General features: G+C 66.6%; 27 protein-coding genes. 13 read left to right on the top strand and 14 right to left on the bottom strand.

Annotated features, from left to right (window positions below; all coding sequences use genetic code 11):
* The first annotated feature begins 102 nt into the window (after positions 1-102).
* A complete protein-coding gene (locus ABCN56_RS12515; RefSeq protein WP_343081124.1) occupies positions 103-1,200 on the top strand; it encodes a class II histone deacetylase in 1,098 nt (365 codons plus the stop codon).
* 12 nt (positions 1,201-1,212) lie between these two features.
* On the opposite strand, the gene ABCN56_RS12510 is transcribed toward ABCN56_RS12515, so the two are convergent.
* A complete protein-coding gene (locus tag ABCN56_RS12510; RefSeq protein ID WP_343081123.1) occupies positions 1,213-2,313 on the bottom strand; it encodes an RCC1 domain-containing protein in 1,101 nt (366 codons plus the stop codon).
* A 141-nt stretch (positions 2,314-2,454) separates the two neighbouring features.
* On the opposite strand from ABCN56_RS12510, the gene ABCN56_RS12505 reads away from it, so the two are divergent.
* Positions 2,455-3,033: a nitroreductase family protein gene (locus ABCN56_RS12505; protein ID WP_343081122.1), complete on the top strand. Its 579-nt coding sequence runs from the start codon at positions 2,455-2,457 to the stop codon at positions 3,031-3,033.
* Positions 3,030-3,740, top strand: coding sequence for an EI24 domain-containing protein (locus ABCN56_RS12500; protein WP_343081121.1), 711 nt, complete (start codon positions 3,030-3,032; stop codon positions 3,738-3,740). Before ABCN56_RS12505 ends, ABCN56_RS12500 begins: the two co-directional genes overlap by 4 nt.
* A 10-nt stretch (positions 3,741-3,750) precedes the next feature.
* Here ABCN56_RS12500 and ABCN56_RS12495 read toward each other — a convergent pair whose 3' ends face one another.
* Together ABCN56_RS12495 and mce are read right to left on the bottom strand one after the other, a co-directional pair.
* Complete coding sequence (locus tag ABCN56_RS12495) at positions 3,751-4,041, bottom strand: DUF1467 family protein (protein WP_343081120.1); 291 nt, start codon at positions 4,039-4,041, stop codon at positions 3,751-3,753.
* On the bottom strand, positions 4,041-4,445 hold the full coding sequence (gene mce, locus ABCN56_RS12490) for a methylmalonyl-CoA epimerase (protein WP_343081119.1): 405 nt from the start codon (positions 4,443-4,445) through the stop codon (positions 4,041-4,043). The genes ABCN56_RS12495 and mce overlap by 1 nt, the downstream gene beginning before the upstream one ends.
* A 163-nt stretch (positions 4,446-4,608) precedes the next feature.
* Here mce and ABCN56_RS12485 point away from each other — a divergent pair, with 163 nt between their 5' ends.
* Entirely contained in the window at positions 4,609-5,328 is a 720-nt protein-coding gene (locus tag ABCN56_RS12485) for a response regulator (RefSeq protein WP_343081118.1), read from the top strand.
* Between the two features lie 24 nt (positions 5,329-5,352).
* On the opposite strand, the gene ABCN56_RS12480 is transcribed toward ABCN56_RS12485, so the two are convergent.
* Positions 5,353-6,063, bottom strand: coding sequence for a GNAT family N-acetyltransferase (locus tag ABCN56_RS12480; protein ID WP_343081117.1), 711 nt, complete (start codon positions 6,061-6,063; stop codon positions 5,353-5,355).
* Positions 6,064-6,251: 188 nt separating this feature from the next.
* Between ABCN56_RS12480 and ABCN56_RS12475 the strand changes: the two genes are divergently transcribed.
* The gene (locus tag ABCN56_RS12475) at positions 6,252-6,380 is read left to right on the top strand and encodes a hypothetical protein (RefSeq protein ID WP_343081116.1); all 129 of its coding nucleotides are present in this window, start codon (positions 6,252-6,254) and stop codon (positions 6,378-6,380) included.
* Positions 6,381-6,468: 88 nt separating this feature from the next.
* On the opposite strand, the gene ABCN56_RS12470 is transcribed toward ABCN56_RS12475, so the two are convergent.
* Positions 6,469-7,158 carry a hemerythrin domain-containing protein gene (locus ABCN56_RS12470; protein ID WP_343081115.1) on the bottom strand — a complete coding sequence of 230 codons (690 nt, stop codon included), beginning with the start codon at positions 7,156-7,158 and terminating at the stop codon, positions 6,469-6,471.
* 119 nt (positions 7,159-7,277) lie between these two features.
* Between ABCN56_RS12470 and ABCN56_RS12465 the strand changes: the two genes are divergently transcribed.
* Positions 7,278-8,243 carry a LysR family transcriptional regulator gene (locus ABCN56_RS12465; protein ID WP_343081114.1) on the top strand — a complete coding sequence of 322 codons (966 nt, stop codon included), beginning with the start codon at positions 7,278-7,280 and terminating at the stop codon, positions 8,241-8,243.
* Here ABCN56_RS12465 and aspS read toward each other — a convergent pair.
* Positions 8,227-10,008 carry an aspartate--tRNA ligase gene (gene aspS, locus ABCN56_RS12460; RefSeq protein ID WP_343081113.1) on the bottom strand — a complete coding sequence of 594 codons (1,782 nt, stop codon included), beginning with the start codon at positions 10,006-10,008 and terminating at the stop codon, positions 8,227-8,229. The two genes, ABCN56_RS12465 and aspS, sit on opposite strands and share 17 nt — an antisense overlap.
* 187 nt (positions 10,009-10,195) lie before the next feature.
* Between aspS and ABCN56_RS12455 the strand changes: the two genes are divergently transcribed.
* Entirely contained in the window at positions 10,196-11,422 is a 1,227-nt protein-coding gene (locus ABCN56_RS12455) for a class I SAM-dependent methyltransferase (protein WP_343081112.1), read from the top strand.
* A gap of 144 nt (positions 11,423-11,566) precedes the next feature.
* Here ABCN56_RS12455 and ABCN56_RS12450 read toward each other — a convergent pair whose 3' ends face one another.
* Entirely contained in the window at positions 11,567-12,223 is a 657-nt protein-coding gene (locus ABCN56_RS12450; protein WP_343081111.1) for a CPBP family intramembrane glutamic endopeptidase, read from the bottom strand.
* A 333-nt stretch (positions 12,224-12,556) separates the two neighbouring features.
* On the opposite strand from ABCN56_RS12450, the gene carB reads away from it, so the two are divergent.
* Together carB and ABCN56_RS12440 are read left to right on the top strand one after the other, a co-directional pair.
* Entirely contained in the window at positions 12,557-15,889 is a 3,333-nt protein-coding gene (carB, locus tag ABCN56_RS12445; RefSeq protein WP_343081110.1) for a carbamoyl-phosphate synthase large subunit, read from the top strand.
* Between the two features lie 170 nt (positions 15,890-16,059).
* Positions 16,060-16,638, top strand: coding sequence for a thymidine kinase (locus ABCN56_RS12440; RefSeq protein ID WP_343081109.1), 579 nt, complete (start codon positions 16,060-16,062; stop codon positions 16,636-16,638).
* Here the strand turns inward: ABCN56_RS12440 and ABCN56_RS12435 are convergent.
* From ABCN56_RS12435 to ABCN56_RS12415, 5 genes are all read right to left on the bottom strand, one after another.
* Positions 16,635-17,588 carry a 2-hydroxyacid dehydrogenase gene (locus ABCN56_RS12435; protein WP_343081108.1) on the bottom strand — a complete coding sequence of 318 codons (954 nt, stop codon included), beginning with the start codon at positions 17,586-17,588 and terminating at the stop codon, positions 16,635-16,637. The two genes, ABCN56_RS12440 and ABCN56_RS12435, sit on opposite strands and share 4 nt — an antisense overlap.
* Before the next feature lie 9 nt (positions 17,589-17,597).
* Positions 17,598-17,933: a tRNA-binding protein gene (locus ABCN56_RS12430; protein ID WP_343081107.1), complete on the bottom strand. Its 336-nt coding sequence runs from the start codon at positions 17,931-17,933 to the stop codon at positions 17,598-17,600.
* The gene (gene proC / locus ABCN56_RS12425) at positions 17,930-18,742 is read right to left on the bottom strand and encodes a pyrroline-5-carboxylate reductase (RefSeq protein WP_343081106.1); all 813 of its coding nucleotides are present in this window, start codon (positions 18,740-18,742) and stop codon (positions 17,930-17,932) included. Before proC ends, ABCN56_RS12430 begins: the two co-directional genes overlap by 4 nt.
* 84 nt (positions 18,743-18,826) lie before the next feature.
* Entirely contained in the window at positions 18,827-19,330 is a 504-nt protein-coding gene (locus ABCN56_RS12420) for a type III secretion system chaperone family protein (protein ID WP_343081105.1), read from the bottom strand.
* 246 nt (positions 19,331-19,576) lie between these two features.
* Positions 19,577-19,882, bottom strand: coding sequence for an accessory factor UbiK family protein (locus tag ABCN56_RS12415; RefSeq protein WP_343081104.1), 306 nt, complete (start codon positions 19,880-19,882; stop codon positions 19,577-19,579).
* Positions 19,883-19,988: 106 nt separating this feature from the next.
* Between ABCN56_RS12415 and lgt the strand changes: the two genes are divergently transcribed.
* From lgt to pgeF, 3 genes are read left to right on the top strand one after another with little or no spacing between them, the layout of a single operon-like run.
* The gene (gene lgt, locus ABCN56_RS12410) at positions 19,989-20,867 is read left to right on the top strand and encodes a prolipoprotein diacylglyceryl transferase (protein WP_343081103.1); all 879 of its coding nucleotides are present in this window, start codon (positions 19,989-19,991) and stop codon (positions 20,865-20,867) included.
* The gene (locus ABCN56_RS12405; protein WP_343081102.1) at positions 20,864-21,949 is read left to right on the top strand and encodes a class I SAM-dependent methyltransferase; all 1,086 of its coding nucleotides are present in this window, start codon (positions 20,864-20,866) and stop codon (positions 21,947-21,949) included. The genes lgt and ABCN56_RS12405 overlap by 4 nt, the downstream gene beginning before the upstream one ends.
* Positions 21,946-22,701, top strand: coding sequence for a peptidoglycan editing factor PgeF (gene pgeF / locus ABCN56_RS12400; protein ID WP_343081101.1), 756 nt, complete (start codon positions 21,946-21,948; stop codon positions 22,699-22,701). Before ABCN56_RS12405 ends, pgeF begins: the two co-directional genes overlap by 4 nt.
* Before the next feature lie 5 nt (positions 22,702-22,706).
* Here pgeF and ABCN56_RS12395 read toward each other — a convergent pair whose 3' ends face one another.
* Complete coding sequence (locus tag ABCN56_RS12395; RefSeq protein ID WP_343081100.1) at positions 22,707-23,198, bottom strand: Lrp/AsnC family transcriptional regulator; 492 nt, start codon at positions 23,196-23,198, stop codon at positions 22,707-22,709.
* 172 nt (positions 23,199-23,370) lie between these two features.
* On the opposite strand from ABCN56_RS12395, the gene trxB reads away from it, so the two are divergent.
* Positions 23,371-24,333 carry a thioredoxin-disulfide reductase gene (gene trxB, locus ABCN56_RS12390; RefSeq protein ID WP_343081492.1) on the top strand — a complete coding sequence of 321 codons (963 nt, stop codon included), beginning with the start codon at positions 23,371-23,373 and terminating at the stop codon, positions 24,331-24,333.
* On the opposite strand, the gene ABCN56_RS12385 is transcribed toward trxB, so the two are convergent.
* Positions 24,311-24,991 (bottom strand): winged helix-turn-helix transcriptional regulator, encoded by a 681-nt coding sequence (locus ABCN56_RS12385; protein ID WP_343081099.1) that lies wholly within the window; start codon positions 24,989-24,991, stop codon positions 24,311-24,313. The genes trxB and ABCN56_RS12385 overlap by 23 nt on opposite strands.
* Between the last annotated feature and the right edge of the window lie 39 nt (positions 24,992-25,030).

Genomic DNA, 25,030 nt, shown 5'->3' with positions numbered 1-25,030 from the left:
CTGCGGCGGGCGCGGCGCGTTTGTCCACCTCGCCCCCGCTTCCTGCTGGCCCGCCGGACCGGTCCCCGGTAGGCTGCGCGCGAACCGAAAGCCGGGGGAGCCATGACAACCGCATTCTTCCACGACGAACGCTGCCTCTGGCACCACGGCGGGCAATACGCGCTGACGATGAAGGCTGGGGGACTCGTCCAGCCCGGCGCGGGACTCCCGGAAAGCCCGGAAACCAAGCGGCGCCTCGTCAACCTCCTCGCCGTGACGGGGCTTCTGTCGGAAATGCAGGTGCAGTCCGCGCCAGAAGCGAGCCGCGAGGACCTGCTGCGCGTTCATCCGGCAAGTTACCTGGACGCCTTCAAGGCACTTTCGGACACCGGCGGCGGCGAGATCGGCCTCCGCGCCCCCTTCGGTGCTGGCGGCTACGAGATCGCGGCGCTGTCGGCGGGCCTCGCAAAGGGCGCGCTGATGACCGTTCTCGAGGGCCGGGCGAAGAACGCCTACGCCCTCTCGCGCCCCCCCGGTCATCATTGCCTTCCCGACTTCGCCAACGGCTTCTGCCTGCTGAACAACATCGGCATCGCCATTCGCGCGGCTCAGGCCGCGGGACTCGCCCGCCGCATCGCGGTCATCGACTGGGACGTGCACCACGGCAACGGGACCGAGGCCGTCTTCTGGCGCGATCCGGAGGTGCTGACGATCTCGCTCCACCAGGAACGGAACTATCCGCTGGACACTGGCGGGGCCGAGGCGCGCGGCGAGGGCAAGGGGCTGGGGTTCAACGCGAACATCCCGCTGCCCCCCGGCACCGGCCACGTGAACTACCTGGAAGCGATGGAGAGGATCGTGCTGCCTCTCCTCGCCCGCTTCCGCCCCGAGGCGATCGTTGTGGCCTGCGGCTACGATGCCTCCGCTCTCGACCCGCTCGGCCGCATGCTGGCGACTGCCGAAACATTCCGGTCGCTTACGCGCATGGCGAAGGATGCCGCCGAGGACCTTTGCGGCGGCCGCCTGGTCCTCGTCCACGAGGGCGGCTATTCGGAAGCGCATGTCCCGTTCTGCGGCCATGCCGTGCTTGAGGAACTGACCGGCAGCGCGACGCGCGCCCCGGACCCGCTTGCCGACACGCTTGCGACCCGCCAGCCGGGCCTGGAATGGCAAACGCATGTCTCCGCACATATCGGGCGGCTCGCGGACTACTATCTTTAGGCGTGGCCGGGCCTAGGGCAGCCCCGGCACCGGAGCGGCCTGGTTCGGGGTCATTCCCTTGATGAGCGGCGAGCCGAACAATTCCGCCGTTCCCCAACACATCACGCGCCCCCCTGTGACGGCGCAGCCGAAGACGGGTCCAAGGGCCACCCGCGTCGCCCCCTCGATTCCGGGCACTTCCTTGGGCAACTGCGCCATCTCGCCCACCTCGACCGGGGTGAAGAGCGGCGCCCCCCAGCAGATCACCTTTCCGCCCTGAACCGCACAGGCGTTGAAATAGCTTGTATCGAGGTCCTCGGCCTTTGTGATTCCATCTACCTCGCCGATCCCGGACCAGCCCTCTCCCAGGCGCGGTTCCTCCGTGCCGATCTGTCCCATGATGTTCGAGCCGAAACAGGTGACCTCGCCCGATGTGAGAATCCCGCAGGCGAAGTTCCGGCCGTTCGAAACCGTGCGGAAGGGGCCGGCGGCGTCCATGTCGAACAGGAGCGGCTCGCTTGATTCGTAGATGAAGGGCTTGCCCACCATCGTTGGGTTGTCGGACCCCCAGCAGGACAGCTGCCCGCTCCAGAGCACGACGCATGTGTTGTTGACGCCGGCCGAAACCGCCCGTGCACCGAGCACGTAGAGAACCCGCGTCGGATCCACTCTCGGCTCCCTGTCGCCGCAGCCGAGTTCCCCGCAGGGATTGTCGCCCCAGCACCAGACCTCGCCAGCTATCGAGATCGCGCAATAATGGACGAAGCCGAGGTCGACGGCCTTCACCCTCGGGAGCCCATCGATGCGGAACGGCTCCAGCGTCATGGTGAAATCGTCGTTCCGCAGGCTTCTCTGAAGATCGAAGCCCCAGCACCACAGATCGCCGCCATGATCCACTGCGCAGGCCCCGAAACGCCCCGTCGCGATGGTTTTGGCGGCCGGCAAGCCATCCACGGGCCAGGCACTGAACGGCAGTTCCAGCTCCGTGCCGGGGAAATCCCCCCAGCACCAGACCGCGCCGTCGTCGTAAAGCGCGCAGCCATGGGCTTCGGCAACGTCTATGTCGATGACCTCGGCCGCCGCCGCGCCGCTCGCGGGCAGCGCGAGGGCGAGAACTGCGCTGATGAGCCTCATGCCGGTTCCTCCCTGCAGGGAAGTCTGGGCCCTCGGCGTCCATGCGCAATGACCCAAGTCAAGCGCGACCGGAATACCTCGCGCCGGGGTTTGCCTTCGGCATGGGAGCTGCCATATCTGGCGCCAAGAAAGGAGCCCCCAATGCCCCAACCGAACCAGGCCGCGCTGGACTTCCTCTTGTCCCGCAGCTCGCGCCCCGCGAAGACGCTGAAGACGCCCGTGCCGACGCGCGACCAACTCCTGCCGATTCTGACCGCCGCCGCGCGCGTGCCCGATCACGGCAAGCTCGTGCCCTGGCGCTTCGTCGTCCTCGAACGCGCGGCGCTTCTGCGGCTGGCCGACCTTGTCCGCCGCCTCGGCCCCGGTCTCGGCATCGACCCGGAGAAGGTCGAGAAATCCGCGCTCAACTTCGGCGGCTCGCACCTCGCCGTGGCCGTGGTCTTCGTGCCCCGCGACAGCGAGAAGGTTCCAGAGGTCGAGCAGCTTCTCTCCGCCGGCGCGGCCTGCTTCTCGCTTCTGAACGCGGCGCTCGCCTCGGGTTGGGGAGCGAACTGGATCACCGGTTGGCCGTCCCATGACGAAGGCTTCTGCCGAGAGGGCTTCGGCCTCGCCGCCGGCGAAAAGGTTGCCGGGATCATCCATATCGGAACGGAAACCTCGGTACCGCCCGAACGCCCGCGCCCAGACGTCGCCGAGATCACCACCTGGATGACGGAATGATCGTCGGCGACTTCCTGAAGGCGCTCGGCCAGCTGTCCGACCGCCGCTTCCTGCGCGTGTTCCTGATCGGTGTCGCGCTGACGCTCGCGCTGCTCTTCGGGGTCTACGCGGGCTTCGTCCAGATCATCGACTGGGTGACGCCCGATCCGTTGACGCTGCCCTGGGTGGGCGAGGTGACCTGGGTCGATGACCTCCTCGGCTGGGCATCGCTCGCGCTGATGATCTTCCTGTCGATCTTCCTCATGGTCCCCGTGGCCTCGGCCTTCACCGGCTTCTTTCTCGAGGACGTCGCCGCCGCGGTCGAAGCGCGCCACTACCCCGACCTGCCCCCCGTTCCCCGCATACCCTTCTACGAGGCGCTGATTGACAGCCTGAACTTCTTCGGCGTCCTGATCGCGGCGAACACGCTCGCGCTGATCCTCTTCGCCTTGGTCGGCCCGTTCTCGCCGCTCGTCTTCTGGGCGGTAAACGGCTACCTGCTCGGGCGGGAATATTTCCAGATGGTAGCGATGCGCAGGCTGGGCCGGAAAGAGGCGAGCGCGTTGCGCCGCCGCTACCGGCTGCGGGTCTGGATCGCGGGCACGCTGATGGCCGCGCCGCTTACGGTGCCGGTCATCAACTTCTTCATCCCGGTTCTAGGCGCGGCGACCTTCACCCATTTCTTCCACCGTGTCCTGGCGGAAGACCGCGCCCGCGGCGGGCGCTGAGGGCGCCGGCTCAGTTCGACACCGCCGCCGGCTCCGGCCCGAGCCGGCCTAGCCAGTCGATGTCGTAGATCGACACCCAGCCCGAAAGGATGATCGCGGCAACGACCGCCCAGATCGCCGTCGCGACGATGGTGGTGATCTTCGCCTTGCGCACCACGCCCGCTTCGGAAGGCGCCGAGGCCGGGGTGCCCGGCACGACCTCACCCGACTCCTCCTGGCTCTCGAATCGGATCGGCAGGACCACGAAGAAGACCATGAACCAGATGACCGCGTAGAGGACGATGCCGCCGGTGAGGTTCATCAGACCTGCTCCAGTTCGATCAGGCAGCCATTGAAGTCCTTCGGGTGCAGGAACAGGACGGGCTTGCCATGCGCGCCGATCTTCGGCTCGCCGCTGCCCAGGACGCGCGCGCCCTCGGCCTTCAGCTTGTCGCGCGCGGCGATGATGTCCTCGACCTCGTAGCAGATGTGGTGGATGCCGCCCGAGGGGTTCTTTTCAAGAAACCCGGCGATGGGGGAATTCTCGCCCAGGGGATGCAAAAGCTCGATCTTGGTGTTCGGAAGCTCGATGAAGACGACCGTGACGCCGTGGTCCGGTTCGTCCTGCGGCGGGCGCACATTGGCACCGAGCGTCGTGCGGTATTGTTCCGCGGCCGCCTCGAGGTCCGGCACGGCGATGGCGACATGGTTCAAGCGTCCGATCATGGCTCCCTCCGGGTTGTCGCAGGACTTATGGGCAAGGGCGCGCGAAGGCGCAAGCGGCGCGTGGCCGCAGTTGGGCCAGCCCGTCGAATTAACCTGCCATTAGGCAAACCCGTTCTCTACTCCGAGTCGCAGACCAGGACCCGGAACGAGAGGAGGCTAAGGCATGAGCGACGATATGACTGGTTTCCTGACACAGCGATGCCAGACGGCGGACCGCCCACTTCAGGGAATGACCGTGCTCGTGGTGGAGGACAGCCGCTTCGCTTGCGAAGCGATGCGGATTCTCTGCCTGCGTTCCGGGGCGCGGATACGGCGCGCCGACTGCCTTCGCTCGGCGCGTCGGCACCTCGCGACCTACCGGCCGACCGTGGTGATCGTCGACCTTGGCCTGCCAGACGGCTTCGGCCAGGAACTGATCCGCGACCTGGCGGCGATGTCTGTGCGTGTGCCAGTGGTGCTCGGCACTTCCGGAAACGCGGATGGCGCCGAAGTGGCGCGCGAGGCGGGCGCGGACGGTTTTCTTGAAAAGCCGATCGAAAGCCTCGCGGCCTTCCAGGCGGCGATCCTGTCCGCGCTGCCATCGGCAGCGCGGCCCAAGGGGCCGCGCGCACTTGCAAATGACATCGTCACTCCCGACCCTCTCGCACTCCGCGACGATCTGAGCCTTGCCGCCGGAATCCTCTCGGAAAGCGGAGACGAGACCAGGCTGGACTATGTCGCGCAGTTCCTGTCGGGCCTTGCGATCAGCGCGCATGACGCTGCGCTGGAGGCGGCGGCGGCAGACCTTGCCCGCGACCGTCGGGCGGGCCGATCGACCTCCGGCGACGTGACCCGCATAACCGGTCTCGTACGGCAGCGCCTCGCCTCCGGCGCACGGTTCTAGGCTCGGCCAGAGAGCTTCGTGGCGTCAGCGCGCGAGGACGGGATCGGAAGCCACGCGGATCGGTGCCGTGAGTGACGAAAGGCCACGCCGCTGGCGCCCGGCCTCGTCGAAGTTCGCTGGTGCGAGCCACTCCCCGAAAGCGCCCTCAAGCGCCGCCCAGTCGCCATCCGCCACCGCAAACCACGCAGTGTCGCGGTTCCGACCCTTGACGACGGCAGCTTGCCGGAACACGCCTTCATAGCTGAAGCCCAACCTTTCCGCCGCCCGGCGCGATGGCAGGTTCAGCGCGTCGCATTTCCATTCATAGCGCCGGTAGCCCGCCCCGAAGGCCCAGCCCATCATCAGGAACATGGCCTCCGTCGCCGCCCGCGTCCGCTGCAGCCCGGGCGACAGGTTTATGTGCCCGACCTCGATCGACCCCGCTTCCGGCGTGATCCTGAGATAGCTCGCCACCCCGCCGAGAGTCCCCGTCTCGAGATCACGGATCGCGTAGAAGAAGGGATCCCCCCGCCCCGCCATCCCCTCTGCCCAGGCGCCGTATTCCGCCTCCGTGGCAAAGGGGCCATAGGGCAAGTAGTTCCAGACCGCGTCCGCATCGCGGAAGGCGCGCCAGAGACCCGGCGTATGGGCGCCCGGGTCGAGCCGCTCGAGCCGCGCCCAGCGCCCTTCCATCAACTCGGGTCCGGGCCGCTCGGGCGGCACCCAACCCGGCACGGGGAATCCGAATTCCGGCATCCTGCTACCCTCCGCCTTCGCCCGCACCTGCCTAATCCCGGTTCAAGGGAAAAGCCAATCCCGTTCAGTCGATTCGGGCGAATCGTCCAGAATCCGCACGAAGCTTTCCCAATTCATGCCGCATTTCGCGCCCAGCCTTGTCCCGCAAGCAGCTGCAAGGCTGCGAGGGGGACCAAGGAGTGAAAGCCATGCGCGAAAGGATCCGCAAGCTCGCCCGCGACGGAAAGCTCAGCGCCGCGGCCCACTGGACGGTCTTCGCGATCGGGCTCCTGTCACTGACCTTCTCGATCGGGGCGACGGCCGCCTCGGCTTTCTGAGAAGGTCCGCGGGCGCCGAGCCCGTGACCTGACGCACGACGGGCGGGCGCATTGCACCCGCCCGTCTGCTTTTCTCGCCCGCGCTGCCTCAGGCCGCAGCGAGCGCACGGCCGAGTCCGGCCCAGTCACCCGGCACCCATGGCGCCCCGCTGACCGCGGTCATCATTCCGGAGAAGACCTCGGTCGGCATGCCCGCCTGCATACCACCGACCATCTCGCGCCGCTCTGTCTCGGTCGCGGCGGCGAGCATCGCCCGCATGAAACGAACCATCATGTCGGGCTCGATGTCGGCGACGATCCGCTCCCGGATGCCGACGATCTCCTCCGGCGTGAAGTTGGCCTCGATCAGCGGCATCAGCTTGGTTTCTTCCTCGTGCATGTGGGCGAGGTCGTCCGCGACGAACAGGGCGAAGCGCTGGTACAGCCGGCGCAGCCGCTTCGGACGGTCGGCTCCGGCGCCTGCAACTTCGGCTGCCAGGCGCCGAAGTTCGACAAAGGATTCTTCGTGATGTTCGTGGTCGTCGCCTGCGTCATGGGTCGCTCCCGGGCAGCGGCTTTCCAGCGCCGTGTGGATTTGGTGGTTTTCATGAACGAGGTGGCTCAGGCTCATCTCGAGATGCTGTTCGAGGGCCTTGAGCGTCTCGGCCAGCGCCTTTTCGTCCGTCGGGTCCACGGACCCGAGCCGCACGAGCATGCGCGCGTTGGCAAGGCGGATGCCCTTGTGCACCCCGTAGTACAGGTCCTCGGCTTCGACCTTGACCGGCGTTTCAGCGTTCATTTCTTGTCTCCCTTGTCTTTGCCCGATCGGCCGGGCCGGATTGGGCTGCATTAGCCCATTCCCAAGTTGCGAAAACCCAGCGATACTCGGTTTCAGTCTCTGACATTTTCGGACAATCGATGGACCACCTACGGGCTATGCGCGTCTTCCTCAGGGTGGCCGAACTCGGAAGCCTGACGGCCGCGAGCGAGGATCTCGGCTATGCGAAGGGCGCGGCAAGCGCGATCCTGAAGGAACTCGAGCGCCACCTCGGTGTCCAGCTGGTCGAGCGCACGACGCGGAGCCTGCGCCTCACCGAAGACGGCCGCGCCTACGCGGAACGCGCACGGAAGATCCTCGACGACGTGACCATGCTGGAGGATGACATCGGCTCGGCCGAGCGTTCGCCGCGCGGGCTCCTGCGCGTGCAGATCCCGCCGGGACTTGCCCGCGCCATCCTGGCCCCTGCGCTTCCAAGCTTCATCGAGACTTACCCGGAAGTCGAAGTCCACATCCTGTCGCGCAACAGCTTGCCCGATTTTGTCGGAGACCGGCTGGATGCCGCAGTCTTCGCGGGCGAAGTGCCCGACCGCGATCTGACCGCGCGTTCCGTCGGCCGCCTGCCCGTCCTCACCGTCGCCTCGCCCGCCTACCTGGCGGCGCGGGGTGCGCCGAAGGTCCCCGCCGACCTCGCCAACCACGCCACCGTCGCGATCCTGTCCTCGGCGACCGGCGCCCCGGTTCCATGGCGGTTCCGGGAAGGCGAGGAAGCCGTCGTCCAAATGCCTGGGGGCCCGCTCGCCTTTGAAAGCGCGGAGGCGGGCGTCGCCGCCGCGAGCCGCGGCGGGGGGCTTCTGCAGGTGGCAAGTTACCTCGTCTACAACGAGATCCGATCGGGGCGCCTCGTCCCCGTGCTCAACAGCTTCCGGCCCCAGGGAGTGGAGTTGCGCATCCTGCACCCGCGCCACAGGCTGAAGCCCCGGAAGCTCCGGGTCTTCGAGGATTTCCTGATCGAACTCAACGAGACGACACGCCGAAAATGGCGCATCTCGGAGGCGGATTGGGACCCCGCGATCGGAGCCCCGACCTTCAGTCCTTCGGAATGACCCGAAGCCCAAGCTCGCGAAGCTGCTCGTTCGTGGGCTCGGACGGTGCGCCCATCATCAGGTCCTCGGCACGCTGGTTCATCGGGAACATGATGACCTCGCGGATGTTCTGCTCATCTGCGAGCAGCATCACCATCCGGTCGATGCCCGCGGCGCAGCCACCGTGGGGCGGCGCACCGTACTTGAACGCCTTGACCATCCCGCCGAAGCGCTTCTCGACCTCGGCCGCCGGGTAGCCGGCCAGTTCGAAAGCCTTGAACATGATCTCCGGCTTGTGGTTCCGGATCGCGCCCGACACGAGTTCGTAGCCGTTGCAGGCAAGGTCGTACTGGTAGCCGAGAACCGAAAGCGGATCGCCCTTCAGCGCCTCCATCCCGCCCTGCGGCATCGAGAACGGGTTGTGGCTGAAGTCCACTTTCCCGGTTTCGGGATCCTTCTCGTACATCGGGAAATCGACGATCCAGGCGAAGCGGAAGACGTTCTCTTCCGTCAGGCCAAGCTCGCGCCCGATCTCGTTCCGCGCGCGCCCGGCGACCGCCTCGAAATCGGCCGGACGGCCGCCGAGGAAGAAGACCGCGTCGCCCTTGCCGAGCTTCAGCTGCGTGCGGATCGCTTCGGTCCGCTCGGGGCCGATGTTCTTGGCGAGCGGCCCGGCGGCTTCCATGCCCGATCCGTCTTCTGCCTCGCGCCAGAAGATGTAGCCCATTCCGGGCAGACCCTGCTGTTGCGCGAAGGCATTCATGCGGTCGCAGAACTTGCGCGACCCGCCGCCCGGCGCCGGGATCGCGCGGATCTCGGTGCCTTCCTCGTTCAGGAGGCGCGCGAAGATCGCGAAGCCCGAGTCGCGGAAATGCTCGGAGACGATCTGCATCTTGATCGGGTTGCGGAGGTCGGGCTTGTCGGTCCCATACCACAACATCGAATCCTTGTAGGCGATACGAGGCCAGACCTTCGACACTTCGCGCCCGCCGCCGAATTCCTCGAACACGCCCTGGATCACCGGCTGCACTGCGGCGAAGACGTCCTCCTGCTCGACGAAGCTCATCTCGACGTCCAGCTGGTAGAAGTCCGTTGGCGACCGGTCCGCGCGCGGGTCCTCGTCGCGGAAGCAGGGCGCGATCTGGAAATACTTGTCGAAGCCCGCGACCATGATCAGCTGCTTGAACTGCTGGGGTGCCTGCGGGAGGGCGTAGAACTTGCCCGGATGCAGCCGCGACGGGATGAGGAAGTCGCGCGCGCCCTCGGGCGAGGATGCGGTGATGATCGGCGTCTGGAACTCGGTGAAGCCCACGTCCCACATCCGGTCGCGGAGCGATTTGACCACGCGCGACCGCAGCATGATGTTGTTGTGCAGGCTCTCGCGGCGCAGGTCGAGGAAACGGTAGGCGAGCCGGGTCTCCTCGGGGTATTCGAGATCGCCGAAGACCGGCAGCGGCAGTTCGTCAGACGGCCCGAGAACGTCCAGCGCAGTGATGTAGACCTCGATCTCACCGGTCGGGATCCTGGGGTTCACGAGCGCGGTGTCGCGCGCCTTGACACGGCCGTCCACGCGAATGACCCATTCCGCGCGCACTTTCTCTACCGCCTTGAAGGCCGGGCTGTCGGGATCGGCGAGGACCTGCGTCATCCCGTAATGGTCGCGCAGGTCGATGAACAGCACGCCCCCGTGGTCCCGCACGCGGTGCACCCAGCCCGAAAGCCGGACCTCCTGCCCCGCATGGGCCTTCGTGAGTTCCGCGCAGGTATGGCTGCGATAGGCGTGCATGGGTGCCCCCTTCGGACGGTCCTTTGTGGTCCGCGCCGATACACATTGACCGCGCGCGGAAGTCAAGGGAGCCCACGCGACCGGTCTTTCCGATGGCCTTTGATTCCTTGGGCGAAATCGTGCAGTATTATCAACGGACAAGGGACTGCGGCCCTCTTGGGCCGCGAATTCGCGCAAGGGTGGGGCAATGTGGGAAAAACTCCTTGACCACATGATGCGGCGGTTTGTGGTGCAGGGAAGCATCGATCTGGCCCTGCCCGACGGCACCTGTCGAAGCTACGGCGACGGCGGGGATCCGAAGGTTTCCGTGACACTCAACGATCCCGATTTGCCGAGGCGGATCGTTCTCAATCCCGACATGGCGGTCGGCGAGGCCTACATGGACGGAAAGCTCACGATCGCGAACGACGATCTCTATTCCTTCCTGTCCCTCGCCATCCTCAACAGGTCCAAGTCGTCCTTCGCGTGGTTCCAGCGCCCACTCGAAGCCTGGCGCCGAGCGCTGCGACTGACGCGCCAATGGAACCCGGTGGGCCGCGCGCGGTCCAACGTCGCGCATCACTATGACCTTTCCGGCACCCTCTACGATCTCTTTCTGGACGAGGACCGGCAGTACAGCTGCGCCTACTTCCGCTCCCCGGATGACACGCTTGAACGGGCTCAGATGCAGAAGAAGGCGCATATCGCCGGCAAGCTTCTGCTTGAGCCGGGCATGCGCGTCCTTGACATCGGATGCGGCTGGGGTGGGCTGGGCCTGACGCTCGCGCGCGACTTCGGCGTCAATGTCCTGGGGGTCACACTGTCGGAGGAGCAGCAGCGCGTCGCATCCGCACGGGCACGAAAGGCCGGGCTGGACGACAGGGTGGAATTCCGGCTGATGGACTATCGCCACGTCGACGACGTCTTCGACCGCATCGTTTCGGTCGGCATGTTCGAACATGTGGGTGTGCCGCACTACCTGGAGTACTTCACGCATGTGCGAAACAAGCTGACCGAAGATGGCGTCGCGCTGATCCACACGATTGGCCGGACCAGCCCACCGGGCGATACCAGCCCCTTCATCGCGAAATACATCTTCCCCGGCGGCTATGTCCCCGCGATGTCCGAAGTCATGAAGGCCGTCCAGAAGGCGGACCTCATTGCCACCGACATCGAGGTCTGGCGCCTGCACTACGCCGAGACGCTGAAGCACTGGCACAGCCGCTTCATGGAGAACGTCGACAAGGTGCGCGAAATCTACGACGACCGCTTCTGCCGCATGTGGCGCTACTACTTGATCGGATCGGAACTCACGTTCCGGCATGACAGGCAGGTCGTCTTCCAGTTCCAGCTTGCCCGCCACCAGGAAGCGGTCCCGCTGACGCGCGATTACCTCTACAAGGGTGAGGACCGCCTCAGCCACGCGGCGGAATAGCGGTCCGAAGAGACCTCGGCCTTCTGCATCTGCGATGACGCGCTCCTGTGCTTGCGGATCGACCTCCGCGAGGGAAACCCGCCATCCGAGGTCGGACTTCGGCGCACTCGCGGTACCTCTCGTTCTCGCGCGTGGCGCAGGCACTCAGAACGGCCTCCCGACGTTGCCGGAATAGAAGAGGATGCCAAGCCCAACGCCGAACACGGCCCAGCCCGCCACCGCGTGGAGCGCCAGGGCAAACGGGAAGCTTCGCCGCAACTCGTAGGCGGCCGCGAAGACCAGGCCGCCCGCGAAAGTCATCACGGCGACGATCCAGCTCCAGTACATCAGATGCGCCAGCGAAAACACTGCGGCGTTGATGACGATCGCGAACCTGCACCGAGGCAGCAGGGCTGCGTAGCGTCGGAAGAAGAGCGGTCGGAACAGAAGCTCCTGCGGCAGCGCGGAGAGCAGGGGATACAGAAGGAAGATCATCGCCAAGCGGGCCGGGTCCCGACGCGCCAGCGCGAATTCGGCTCCCGGCGCGATGATACGGATAACCGCGTAACCGACCGCTAGCGAGCTCAGCCCGAACAACGCGACCATGATCCAGTCCACCCGACCTTTCAGGAGGTCAAGCCACCTGAAGCCCGGCGTCCGGTGCAGGAGCGCGATTCCGACCAGGGTGACGGCGAACAGCATGGGAAACATCGTGGTGGGCGGAAGCGCGAAAGCCATCAGCAGCGGCACCACGACATAGAGGGTCGCGAATTCCGCGGCGAGTTGTGCCCTCCCCTTCGTGGCTGCCTCCGGCACCGACATGCTTGAGCCCCGCGACCGTTACCGGCAATCAACTAACACGGCAGGAGAGAGCCGCGATGACCTGAATCAACGCGCGGACTGCGGGACCGCCCCGCGCATCGCGGCGATTCTCGCCTTGATGTCCGGCGTTCCTCTGCGGCCGGGCAGTCTTCGACCCGCCATTCGATGCGACGCGGCCGCGGAGCGCCCCAAGGCTTTTTCAGGCGTTTTCGTCCTTCCTGCGCTCTTTGCGCTGGCCCCGGCCGCCGCTGGCCGCTCGCACCACCCTTCCGCTCTTGCGCCGAGCCGCTCCATGGCTATAACCCCGAGAAATTTGCGTCCGGGGGTCCGAACATGCCGAAAAGAACCGATATCAAGTCCATCCTGATCATCGGCGCGGGACCCATCGTCATCGGGCAGGCCTGCGAGTTCGACTACTCGGGCGCACAAGCCTGCAAGGCGCTCCGCGAAGAGGGCTACCGGGTGATCCTGGTGAACTCGAACCCGGCGACGATCATGACCGACCCGGGCATGGCCGACGCGACCTATATCGAGCCGATCACCCCCGAGGTCGTCGCCAAGATCATCGAGAAGGAACGCCCCGACGCGCTCCTGCCGACGATGGGCGGCCAGACCGGCCTCAACACCGCGCTGTCGCTCGCCGACATGGGCGTCCTGGAGAAGTTCAACGTCGAGCTGATCGGCGCCAACCGCCGCGCCATCGAAATGGCCGAAGACCGCAAGCTGTTCCGCGAGGCGATGGACCGGATCGGCCTGGAAAACCCGCGCGCCACGATCATCTCGGCGCCGAAGCTTTTCAACGGCAAGTACGACGTCAAGGCCGGCGTTGCGAAGGCGATGGAGGCCCTGGAGGACATCGGCCTTCCGGCGATCATCCGCCCCGCCTTCACGCTCGGCGGCACCGGCGGCGGCGTGGCCTACAACCGCGACGACTACGAGGCGATCTGCCGCTCCGGCCTCGACGCCTCGCCCGCGGGCCAGATCCTCGTCGACGAATCCCTCCTCGGCTGGAAGGAATACGAGATGGAGGTTGTCCGCGACAAAGCCGACAACGCCATCATCGTCTGCTCGATCGAGAACATCGACCCGATGGGCGTTCACACGGGCGACTCGATCACCGTCGCCCCGGCGCTGACGCTGACCGACAAGGAATACCAGATCATGCGCAACGGCTCGATCGCCGTCCTGCGCGAGATCGGCGTCGAAACCGGCGGCTCGAACGTCCAGTGGGCGATCAACCCCGCCGACGGCCGCATGGTCGTGATCGAGATGAACCCGCGCGTGTCGCGCTCCTCGGCGCTCGCGTCGAAGGCCACGGGCTTCCCGATCGCCAAGATCGCCGCGAAGCTCGCCGTCGGCTACACGCTTGACGAACTGGACAACGACATCACCAAGGTCACGCCCGCCTCATTCGAGCCGACCATCGACTACGTCGTCACCAAGATCCCGCGCTTCGCCTTCGAGAAATTTCCGGGCTCCAAACCCGAGCTCACCACCGCGATGAAGTCGGTGGGCGAAGCCATGGCCATCGGCCGCACGATCCACGAATCGCTCCAGAAGGCGCTCGCCTCGATGGAAACCGGCCTGACCGGCTTCGACGAGATCGCGATCGAGGGCGCGCCCGAGAAGTCGGCCGTCATCAAGGCGATCTCGGCCCAGACGCCGGACCGCCTGCGGCTCATCGCCCAGGCCATGCGCCACGGCCTGACGGACCAGGACATCCAGCACGCCACGTCCTTCGACCCCTGGTTCCTCGCCCGCATCCGCGAGATCGTGGAAACCGAGGCGCGCATCCGCCGGGATGGCCTGCCGCTCGACGAAAAGGGCCTGCGCGCGCTCAAGATGATGGGCTTCACCGACGCCCGCCTGGCAACGCTGACCGGCCGCGACGAGGCCCAGGTCCGCCGCGCCCGCCGCAACCTCGGCGTCCAGGCCGTGTTCAAGCGCATCGACACCTGCGCCGCCGAGTTCGAAGCGCAGACGCCATACATGTATTCGACCTATGAAGTCCCCGCGATGGGCGAAGTCGAATGCGAATCCCGCCCGAGCAATGCCAGGAAGGTCGTCATCCTCGGCGGCGGTCCGAACCGAATCGGCCAGGGGATCGAATTCGACTACTGCTGCTGCCACGCCTGCTTCGCGCTGACGAAGGCGGGCTACGAGACGATCATGGTCAACTGCAACCCGGAGACCGTCTCGACCGACTACGACACCTCCGACCGCCTGTATTTCGAGCCGCTCACCCTCGAGCACGTCCTCGAAATCCTGCGCGTCGAGCAGGAGGCCGGCACGCTGCACGGCGTCATCGTCCAGTTCGGCGGCCAGACGCCGCTGAAACTCGCCAACGCGCTGGAAGCCGAAGGCATCCCGATCCTCGGCACCACGCCCGACGCGATCGACCTCGCCGAGGACCGCGAGCGGTTCCAGAAGCTTCTGAACGACCTCGGCCTCAGGCAACCCGTGAACGGCATCGCCTCCTCGGACGAGGAAGCCCTCGCCATCGCGGAAAAGGTCGGATTCCCGCTGGTCATTCGCCCCTCCTACGTGCTGGGCGGCCGTGCGATGGAAATCGTTCGCGACATGGACCAACTCCGCCGCTACATCCGCGACGCCGTGACCGTCTCGGGCAAGAACCCCGTCCTCCTCGACAGCTACCTTTCCGGCGCGATCGAGGTCGACGTCGACGCGCTCTGCGACGGCACCAACGTCCACGTCGCGGGCATCATGGAACATATCGAGGAAGCGGGCGTCCACTCGGGCGACAGTGCCTGCTCGCTGCCGCCGCACACGCTTTCCGCCGACATCGTCGAGGAACTGAAGCGCCAGACCGTCGCCATGGCCCTCGCGCTCAAGGTCGTCGGCCTGATGAACGTCCAGTTCGCGATCAAGGACGGCACGATCTACGTCCTCGAGGTGAACCCACGCGCCTCGCGCACCGTGCCCTTCGTCGCGAAGGCCACAGACTCGGCCATCGCCTCCATCGCCGCCCGCCTCATGGCCGGCGAGCCCATGTCGGCCTTCCCGATGCGCCCCGCCTACCCGCAGGGCGTCGGCCCCGACACGCCGCTGCCGCTGATGGACCCGCTGACGCTCGCCGACCCGATCACGCCCTGGTTCTCGGTCAAGGAAGCCGTCATGCCGTTTGCCCGCTTCCCGGGCGTCGACACGATCCTCGGGCCGGAAATGCGCTCCACCGGCGAGGTCATGGGCTGGGACCGCAGCTTCGCCCGCGCCTTCCTCAAGGCCCAGCTGGGCGCCGGCACGCACCTGCCGGAAGCGGGCCGCGTCTTCCTGTCGGTCAAGGACATGGACAAGACGCCGGAGATGGCCGCCGCCGCCAAGGGCCTCGTGGAGATGGGCTTCGACATCATCGCGACCCGCGGCACCGCCACCTTCCTCGCCGAGAACGGCGTGAAGGCCGAGACCGTGAACAAGGTCTACGAAGGCCGCCCGAACATCGTCGACCGCCTGAAGGACGGCGAGATCTCCCTCGTGATGAACACGACCGAAGGCGCCCAGGCCGTCGCCGACAGCCGAGACATCCGCTCCGTCGCGCTCTACGACAAGATCCCCTACTTCACCACCGCCGCCGCCAGCATCGCCGCCGTCGCCGCGATGGAATCACGGCGGGAAGGCGAGGTGGATGTGAGGACGTTGCAGGGGTGAAACCGGTCCAGCGGACCGATTTCGGGCCCGAACGCTTCGTAGTCAGCCGAGACGGACGCAACGCTTGCGGGCCCGGAGTGAAAAACTGAGGGCCGGCCGGCGCGGCCCCGACAAAGCTCGGCGAAACCGCCGGTATTCGACTGCTCGCTCCAACTGCTGACCGCACCCCCATGGCCAAGCTCTATTTCCACTACTCGACCATGAACGCCGGGAAATCGACCCTGCTTCTCCAGGCGTCCTACAACTACATAGAGCGGGGGATGGCCACCTACCTCCTCACCGCCCGGTTTGACGACCGTGCCGGCGCCGGCCGGATCGGTTCCCGCATCGGGATCGGGGCCGAGGCCGATACATTCGACGCCCAGACGGACCTCTTCGAAAAGATCGCCGCCCGCAGGTCCGCCGGCGCCCTCGACTGCGTCTTTCTCGATGAAGCGCAGTTCCTGACCAAGGGCCAGGTCTGGCAACTCGCGCGCGCTGTCGACGACCTCGGCGTTCCGGTGATGTGCTATGGCCTCCGCGTCGATTTCCGGGGCGAACTTTTCCCCGGCTCCGCCGCCCTCCTCGCGCTCGCCGACGAGATGCGCGAGGTCCGCACGATCTGCCACTGCGGAAAGAAGGCCACGATGGTGGTCAGGAAGGGCGAGGACGGGAAGGCGCTAAAGGACGGCGCGCAGGTCCAGATCGGCGGGAACGAGACCTATGTCTCGCTCTGCCGCCGCCACTGGCGGGAAGCGACCGGAAACTAGACCCGGTTCGGGGGCGGCTCGCCGCGCGCGAAGGCGCGCAGGTTGTCGACCGCCATCATCCCCATCGCCGTCCTGACCTCAAGCGCCGCGGTCCCCAGATGCGGCAGCAGCACGACGTTGTCGAGCCGTCTCAGAGCCTCAGGCACCTCCGGCTCGAACTCGTAAACGTCGAGGCCGGCGCCACCGATCCGCCGCTCATTCAGCGCGGCGATCAGCGCGGCCTCGTTCACCACGTCGCCGCGCGAGATGTTCACGAGATGCGCATGCGGCCGCATCGCCGACAGCTCCTCGGCCCCGATCAGGTGGTGCGTCGTCGGACCGCCCGGCACGGCGACCACGACGATATCGGCCTCCGCCATCACGTCGGTGAGCGTTTCCAGCTGCCGCGCGGGAAGGTCGAGCGAGGACCGCGGAGACCGGTTGTAATACACGATCTCCATCCCGAATCCGAAATGGCAGCGCTGTGCGATCGCCTTGCCGATCCGGCCCATGCCGACGATGCCGAGCGTCTTGCCCGTGACGTGAAGGCCCAGCATCTGCGTCGGATGCCAGCCCTCCCACTTGCCGGAACGGACGAGCCTCTCGCCCTCGCCCGCACGGCGCGCCGACATCAGGATCAGCGCCATCGCGATATCAGCGGTCGCGTCGGTCACGGCACCGGGGGTGTTCGTGACCTCGATCCCCGCGGCGCGCGCCGCGGCAACGTCGATGTGGTTGTAGCCCACGCCGAAGTTGGCGAGGATCTTGCAGCGAGCGCCTGGCGCCGCGTCGAAGGCCGGCGCGCGGAACGCATCACCCAGCGTCGGAAGTATCGCGTCGTAGTCCCGCAGCGCCGCCGCCGCCTCCTCGGACGTCATCGGCCGGGTGTCATCGCGTACCGTCGCATCGAACTCGGCCCGTGCTGCGTCCAGAACAGCCTCGGGCAGGTTCCTCGTGATCAGGAGTTTCATTGCGTTTCCTCAGTAAAGACGACCGCCGAGCGGCACGTCATGGCCCGGTCCGATCAGCACGACCTCTCCGTCCTCGTCCGGCACGCCGAGAGTCAGCACCTCCGATTTCATCGGCCCGATCTGGCGCGGCGGGAAGTTTACAACGGCCAGAATCTGCCGCCCGACGAGTTCATCCAGCGTGTAGTGCTTGGTGATCTGGGCGGAACTTTTCTTCTCGCCGATCTCGGGGCCGAAATCGATCCAGAGCCTGTAGGCGGGCTTCCGCGCCTCGGGGAAGGGCTCTGCCCGCACGATCCGCCCGACGCGAATGTCTACCTTGAGGAAATCGTCGAATGTGATCGTCATTTGCCCAGCTCCCGCCCGCGATCCGCCGCCGCCTTTACCGCGGCCTTCAAGAGCGCCGGGAACCCCGTGTTCTCGTCCATGAGGACCTTGAGCGCAGCGGCTGTCGTCCCGCCGGGCGAGGTCACGTTCACGCGAAGCTGCGCGGGGTCCTCTGGCGCCGCCTCTGCCAGCGCCCCTGCCCCGGCCACCGTCGCCTTGGCCAGTTGCATCGCGAGGTCTGCCGGCAGGCCCTCGGCTTCACCCGCCGCGGCGAGCGTCTCGATCAGGTGGAAGACATAGGCGGGGCCAGAGCCCGAAACCGCCGTCACCACGTCCATCTGGTGTTCGCCTTCCAGCCGCACCACCTGCCCGACCGCCGACAGGAGCGATTCAGCCAGCGATATCTGCGGCTCACTGGCATTCGCGTTTCCGCAGATCGCGGTGATTCCCTTGCCGATCGCGGCGGGTGTGTTCGGCATCGCCCGGATCACCGGCGTCCGCGCGCCAAGCACCTTTTCGTAATGGGCGATGGTCGTCCCCGCGGCGACGGAGACGAAAAGCGTCTTGCCATTCCCCAAGGGCGCGAGGCGGGGCAATGCCTCGGCCATCATCTGCGGTTTGACGGCGATCAGCACGATTGCGGGGGCTTCGGGTAGTTCCTCGTTCAGGTGGATGCCGAGCCCCTTGAGCCAGTCCGAGGGATTCGGGTCCAGCACCCAGACCGACCCTGCCGGCAACCCGCCGGCCAGCCAGCCCGCGAGCATGGCCGACCCCATCTTGCCGCAGCCCAAAAGCACGAGGCCGCGCGTCGCTACATCCTGAAATTCCATTCCAACCTCCCTCGCCGGGAGGCGAAGATTACGCACTGCGGGAAAAAGTGGAACCCGTTTTTGACGCCGGACGCCGCAGAGGGATCAGGCCCTTCCGTAGGCCTCCGCGATGGCGATCTCCAGCGATTCCTCGGGGGTCTTGTCGCTCCAGGCCGCCAGTTGGAAGGCAGGGTAGAATCGTTCAGCCGCCATCACGGCCTGAACGATCAAACGATCGATCTGCTCGGGGCCGGCAACCTGGCCACCGGCAAGCACGAGGCCGTAGCGCCAGACCATCAGCCGCTGCTCGGCCCAGAACGTGAAGGCGCCGGACCAGACCATGTCGTTGGTACGGTTCAGAAGTTCGTAGAGGGCGGGAAGCTTTTCTTCCGGCGGCTCCATCTCGAACGTGCAGATGAGCCGAAGGGTCTCGTCCTGCGGAGACCATGCCAGCGTGATCGAGTAGGTCCGCCATTGGCCCTCGACCGCCATGGCGATCTGGTCTTCGGTCACCCGGTCGAAATCCCACTCGTGGTGTTCGGCGATATGTTCGACGAGGTCGATCGGGTGAAGCTCGTCCGTGTGAAGGAAATCCTCAGAAAGTGACATGCCCGGCCCCTTTGTCTCTAGCTTCCGGCGGGCGCGGACCCACCAGAAGCTGGGTGTTTTACAAGGGCCGGCGTTGCCCGCGCCGTGCCCTTACAAGATATGGTGGGGCATGGGCGCTGACCTGTAAAGCTTTATATGCGACGCGCACACACTAAGTTGTGGATGAAGCGTCCGGCACCGCAAGCGATACCCACGGATCATCCTCACGCCGCAATTTGCCGGCGAACCGAATCTGGTCGGGTGGTCTCAGTCGGTCTTCTTCGCGCGGCTCGAAGCCGGCTTCTTCTCCGCAGCGGCGGGTTTGCCACCCGCCAGAGCCGCCTCGAGCGCCGCCACCCGCGCGGCGAGCGCGGCGTTCTCCTCGCGTGCCTTCACGGCCATCGCGCGCACGGCATCGAATTCCTCGCGCGTGACGAAGTCGCGGTCGGCCATCCAGCGGTCGACCCAGCCTTTCATGGCCGTCTCGGCCTCGGTCTTGGCACCCTGAGCCACGCCCATGGCGTTGGTCATCAGTCGCGAGATGTCGTCGAAGAACTTGTTCTGGCCTTGCATCGCTTCCCTCCTCGGGCTTTGCCCCTATATGGCGACAGCGGGCGCCGTGGGCAAGGTTGACAGCGCGCGCGCCCCGCGCTCTTTGGCGCCCAAAGGAGGGCCCTCCATGCAGGCCGTCATCGAATTCCCCGGATTTAGGCCGGAGATCTTCACCATCCCGCTCTTCGGGACGGAGTTTTCGCTGCGCTGGTATGCGCTCGCCTACATCGCGGGGCTGCTCGTCGGCTGGCGGATCATCGTGGAATTGATGAAACGCCCCCATCTCTGGCCCGGCCGCAAGGCCCCGATGGAACCCAAACTCGCCGAAGAACTCCTCACCGCCATCGTCCTCGGGGTCGTCCTCGGGGGGCGTCTCGGGTTCGTTCTGATCTACCAGCCGGGCTATTACCTCACGCACCCGCTCGACATCCTCAAGATCTGGCAGGGGGGCATGAGCTTCCATGGCGGCTTCCTGGGCGTCGTGGTGGCTGGCCTCTGGTTCTGCTGGCGCCACGGCATCCCGGCGATGCAAGTTTCCGATTCGCTCTCCGCCGCAGTCGCCCCCGGCCTTCTCCTTGGCCGGATCGCGAACTTCATCAACGCCGAGCTCTGGGGCCGCCCCTCGGATCTCCCATGGGCGGTCATCTTCCCGGGCGATGCCGCGCAGGACTGCCCCGGCATCGTGGGACCCTGCGCGCGACACCCCTCGCAGCTTTACGAAGCGGGGCTGGAGGGCGTGATCCTGGGCCTCGTCGTCTTGGTCCTGATCCGCAGGGGCGCTCTCCACCGTCCGGGCCTCGTCACAGGGGTCTTCCTGATCGGCTACGGCCTGTCGCGCTTCATCGTGGAGTTCTTCCGGCAGGCCGACCCGCAATTCATCGCGGCCGACAATCCGATGGGATACGCAATCCACTGGGCCGGCTGGGGCCTGTCGATGGGTCAGCTTCTGTCGCTTCCGATGATCGCCGCGGGCCTCTTCTTCGCGCTCCGCGCCCGGAAGGCATGAACGACCTCGGCCGCCTCCTCGTCACCCGGATCCGGGCCGACGGCCCGATGCGGCTGTCGGACTACATGGCGGAATGCCTGATCCATCCGGCGCATGGCTACTATGCCACGCGCGACCCATTCGGGGCGCGGGGAGATTTCACCACCGCCCCGGAAATATCGCAGATGTTCGGCGAGATGCTGGGCCTCTGCCTCGCGCAGAGCTGGCTGGACCAGCGCGCGCCGTCCCCGTTCACGCTGGCCGAGATCGGCCCCGGGCGAGGCACGCTGATGGCCGACATCCTCCGGACGATCCGTGCCGCACCCTGCATGCCCGAGGCCGCGCGGGTTCACCTCGTCGAAGCCTCCGAAATGCTCCGTGCGCGGCAGCGCGAAACCCTCGCCGGGACCGGCATCAGCTTCCACGACCGGGTGGAGACGCTGCCCGAAGCTCCGCTCTTCCTCGTCGCCAACGAGTTCTTCGATGCCCTCCCGATCCGCCAGTTTCAACGTCAAGGCAACGGCTGGCGGGAGCGTGTCGTCGGGCTGGACGAGGAAGGGAACCTCGCCCCGGCTCTCGCGCCGCTCACCCGTTACGAGTTCCTGGAACGCAGGATCGCCGACACCCGCGACGGCGACATCGTCGAGGTCTGCCCCGCCGCCATCCCGACCGCCTCAGGAATCGCGGGACGAATCGCGCGGCACGGCGGTGCGGCGCTGATCGTCGACTATGGCGGATGGCACAGCCTCGGCGACACGTTCCAGGCACTGAAGGCCCACCAGCCCGTCGATCCCTTCGCCGAACCAGGCGAGGCGGACCTGACCGCCCATGTGGATTTCGAGCCCCTCGCCGAAGCGGCCCGCGCCGCCGGCGCAGAGGCCAGCGCGATGGTGCCGCAGGGCGTCTTGCTGGAACGACTCGGCATCACGGCGCGCGCGCAGAGGCTCGCGCAGGGTCTTGAGGGCGAGCGGCTCAGAAGCCATAGTGCGGCCCATCGTCGCCTCACCCACCCTGACGAGATGGGGGCGCTGTTCAAGGTGCTGGCCTTTCACCCGAAGGGCAGCCCGCCGCCCCCAGGACTGGAGCCAGTGACCGCGCCATGACGCTCGAAATCCTGACCTCGACCGCGCTGCGCCCGATCCGCCACGGGTTCTTCACGCGCAAGGGAGGCGCTTCCTCCGGGATCTTCGCCGGGCTCAACTGTGGCCATGGCTCTTCCGACCAGACCGAGGCGGTGGCGCTGAACCGTCGTCGCGTTGCTGAGGCACTTGAGGTTCCGCCCGACGCCCTCGTCGGAGTGCACCAGGTCCATTCGCCCGATGTGGTGACGGTCGAAGAACCGCTCACGGAACGCGTGAAGGCCGACGCGATCGTGACGCGCACCCTCGGGATTGCCCTGACGGTGCTGACCGCGGATTGCCAGCCCGTCCTCTTCGCCGACCCCGAGGCGGGAGTCATCGGCGCTGCCCATGCCGGCTGGCGCGGCACGCTTGCGGGCGTTCTGGAATCGACGATCGCGGCGATGGAGGCGCTTGGCGCCGAACGGGGGAACATCACGGCCGTGATCGGCCCGACGATCAGCCAACGCGCATATGAAGTGGGCCCCGAGTTCCTCGACGCCTTCCTCGCCGAGGATCCCGAATACGACCGTTTCTTCGCCGGGGGCGAGGGCGACCGCGCGATGTTCGACCTGCCGGGGCTCAGCCTCCACCGCCTGCGCGAAGCCGGCGTGCGCGAGGCCGAGTGGACGCGCCACTGCACCTATTCCGATCCTGACCGGTTCTATTCCTACCGTCGCTCCGTGCACCGGGGCGAGGCGGATTACGGCCGTCTGCTGTCGGCGATCAGGCTCTAGGCGGCCTACCCAAGCCGCTCCTCGACGACCTCGAATGGCACGCCGGGGTCGTCCTTGGCACAACGGATGACGAGCGAGGTCTTGACGCTCGCCACGTGATCGGCGCGCAGAAGTTCCTCCGTCAGGAAGCTCTGGAACGAGGACAGGTCCGGCGCCACGCATTTCAGGATGAAGTCGATCTCGCCGTTCAGCATGTGGCATTCGCGCACGAGCGGCCAGGCCCGGCAGCGCGCCTCGAAGGCCGACAGCGCGGCCTCCGACTGGTTGTCGAGGCCGACCATCGCGAAGACCGCCACCTCGAAGCCCAGTTCCCGCGGGCTCACGTCGGCGTGGTAGCCGCGGATGTAGCCTGCCTCTTCCAGCGTCCGGACCCGGCGCAGGCAGGGCGGCGCGGAGATTCCGACGCGGCTTGCCAGTTCCACGTTGGTCATCCGCCCGTCGGCCTGAAGCTCCGCCAGGATCTTGCGGTCAATCTCGTCCAGTTTCGCTCCCGGCATCGCGCGCCCTCCGATTTGCGTGCGGTTAGTACAATTCCACCGCCGCATGCGCAATAATATTTCGCGTCTGCGCAAGTTTTCAATACAGGACCCCGTGAAGCCTCGCGTCCCGGGGCTTTTCCCCGGCCGCTGGGCCGACTATATCGGCGCGGAACGGATTGGAGGCATGGCAATGGGCGACACTCGGCACACGAAGGTTCTGATCATCGGCTCCGGCCCGGCAGGCTACACGGCCGCGGTCTATGCCTCCCGCGCGATGCTCGAACCGGTCCTGATCCAGGGGATCCAGCCCGGCGGGCAGCTGACGATCACGACCGAGGTCGAAAACTGGCCCGGCGACAAGGAAGTCATGGGCCCCGAACTCATGTCCCGGATGGAGGAGCATGCCAGGGCGATGGGCGCCGAGGTCGTGTCCGACATCATCAGCTCTCTCGACCTTTCGAAGCGCCCCTTCACCGCGAAGGGCGACACCGGAACGACCTACACCGCGGACGCCGTGATCCTCGCCACCGGCGCCCAGGCGAAGTGGCTGGGCCTTCCTTCCGAAGAGAAGTTCAAGGGCTTCGGCGTCTCGGCCTGCGCGACCTGCGACGGGTTCTTCTACCGCGGCAAGGAGGTCGTGGTGATCGGCGGCGGCAACACCGCCGTGGAGGAGGCGCTGTTCCTGACGAACTTCGCCACCAAGGTCACGCTGATCCACCGCCGCGACTCGTTGCGCGCGGAAAAGATCATGCAGGAGCGCCTGTTCAAGAACCCGAAGGTCGAGATTCTCTGGAACCATACCGTCGAGGAAGTGCTCGGCACCGAACAGCCCTTGGGCGTCACCGCTGTCCGCGCCAAGCACGTCGACACCGGCGAAACGACCGACGTTCCCTGCGCGGGCTTCTTCGTAGCGATCGGCCATGCGCCGGCCTCAGAGCTCGTGAATGACCAGCTCGAGCTGCACAACGGTGGCTACGTCAAGGTGAAGCCCGGCACGACCGAGACCTCGATCCCCGGCGTTTTCGCTGCGGGCGACCTGACCGACCATGTCTATCGCCAGGCCGTGACCTCGGCGGGCATGGGCTGCATGGCCGCGCTCGACGCGGAACGCTTCCTTGCTTCGGTCGAGGCTACAGAGCCCGTGCCGGCCTGATTGACGAGAGCGTGCCGAGGTTCAGCCAGTCCGGCAGGGCCTCGCGCGCCGCGTGGTCGCCGATCGCTTCCAGCCGTTCCTCCGCCAGCGCGGTGCGCAGCGTGATGTCGCCACGGTATACGCGGATGAAATCCGTCACCGTCGCGGCAAGATAGAGGTCCGTGACCCCACCGGGGTCGTCGACGCAAAGCTGGCAGCGGCCATCCTCGTTCAGGAACCACCACAGCGCCTTGTGCGCCGGCTGGTCGGTGAATTCGATCCGCACCACCGCCCGCCCCCCGAAGGCATCCGCCCGCGCGCCGCGCTCGATCCCCCATAGCAGAAGATCCATGTCGATCTCGCCCGCCTCCAGCTCGCGCCGCGTCCAGCGCTGGCCCCAGACGCCCATCGCCTCGATGATCGGGGAGAATTCGCGGCCCGAAAGCGTGAGGTGGTAGCTGACGGCGCGCCCATCCTTGCGGCGTTCCAGGATGCCTTCCTTCTCCAGTTGCTTCAGCCGCTGCGACAACAGGGTCGGGGACATCATGGGGACGCCGCGCTGGATCTCGGAAAAGCGGTGCGCGCCCCAGGTGATGTTCCTCAGTATGAGCGGCGTCCAGCGCTGGCAGAAGACCTCGGCCGTTTTCGCGACGGGACAGAACTGACCGTAGCTGCGCATCTGACACTCCTTTCCATGCGGGCGAGGACCGGCCAGGGC

Source organism: Ostreiculturibacter nitratireducens (assembly GCF_032670585.1).
Taxonomy (GTDB): domain Bacteria; phylum Pseudomonadota; class Alphaproteobacteria; order Rhodobacterales; family Rhodobacteraceae; genus Ostreiculturibacter; species Ostreiculturibacter nitratireducens.
This window is presented reverse-complemented; position numbering and strand designations above follow the sequence as displayed.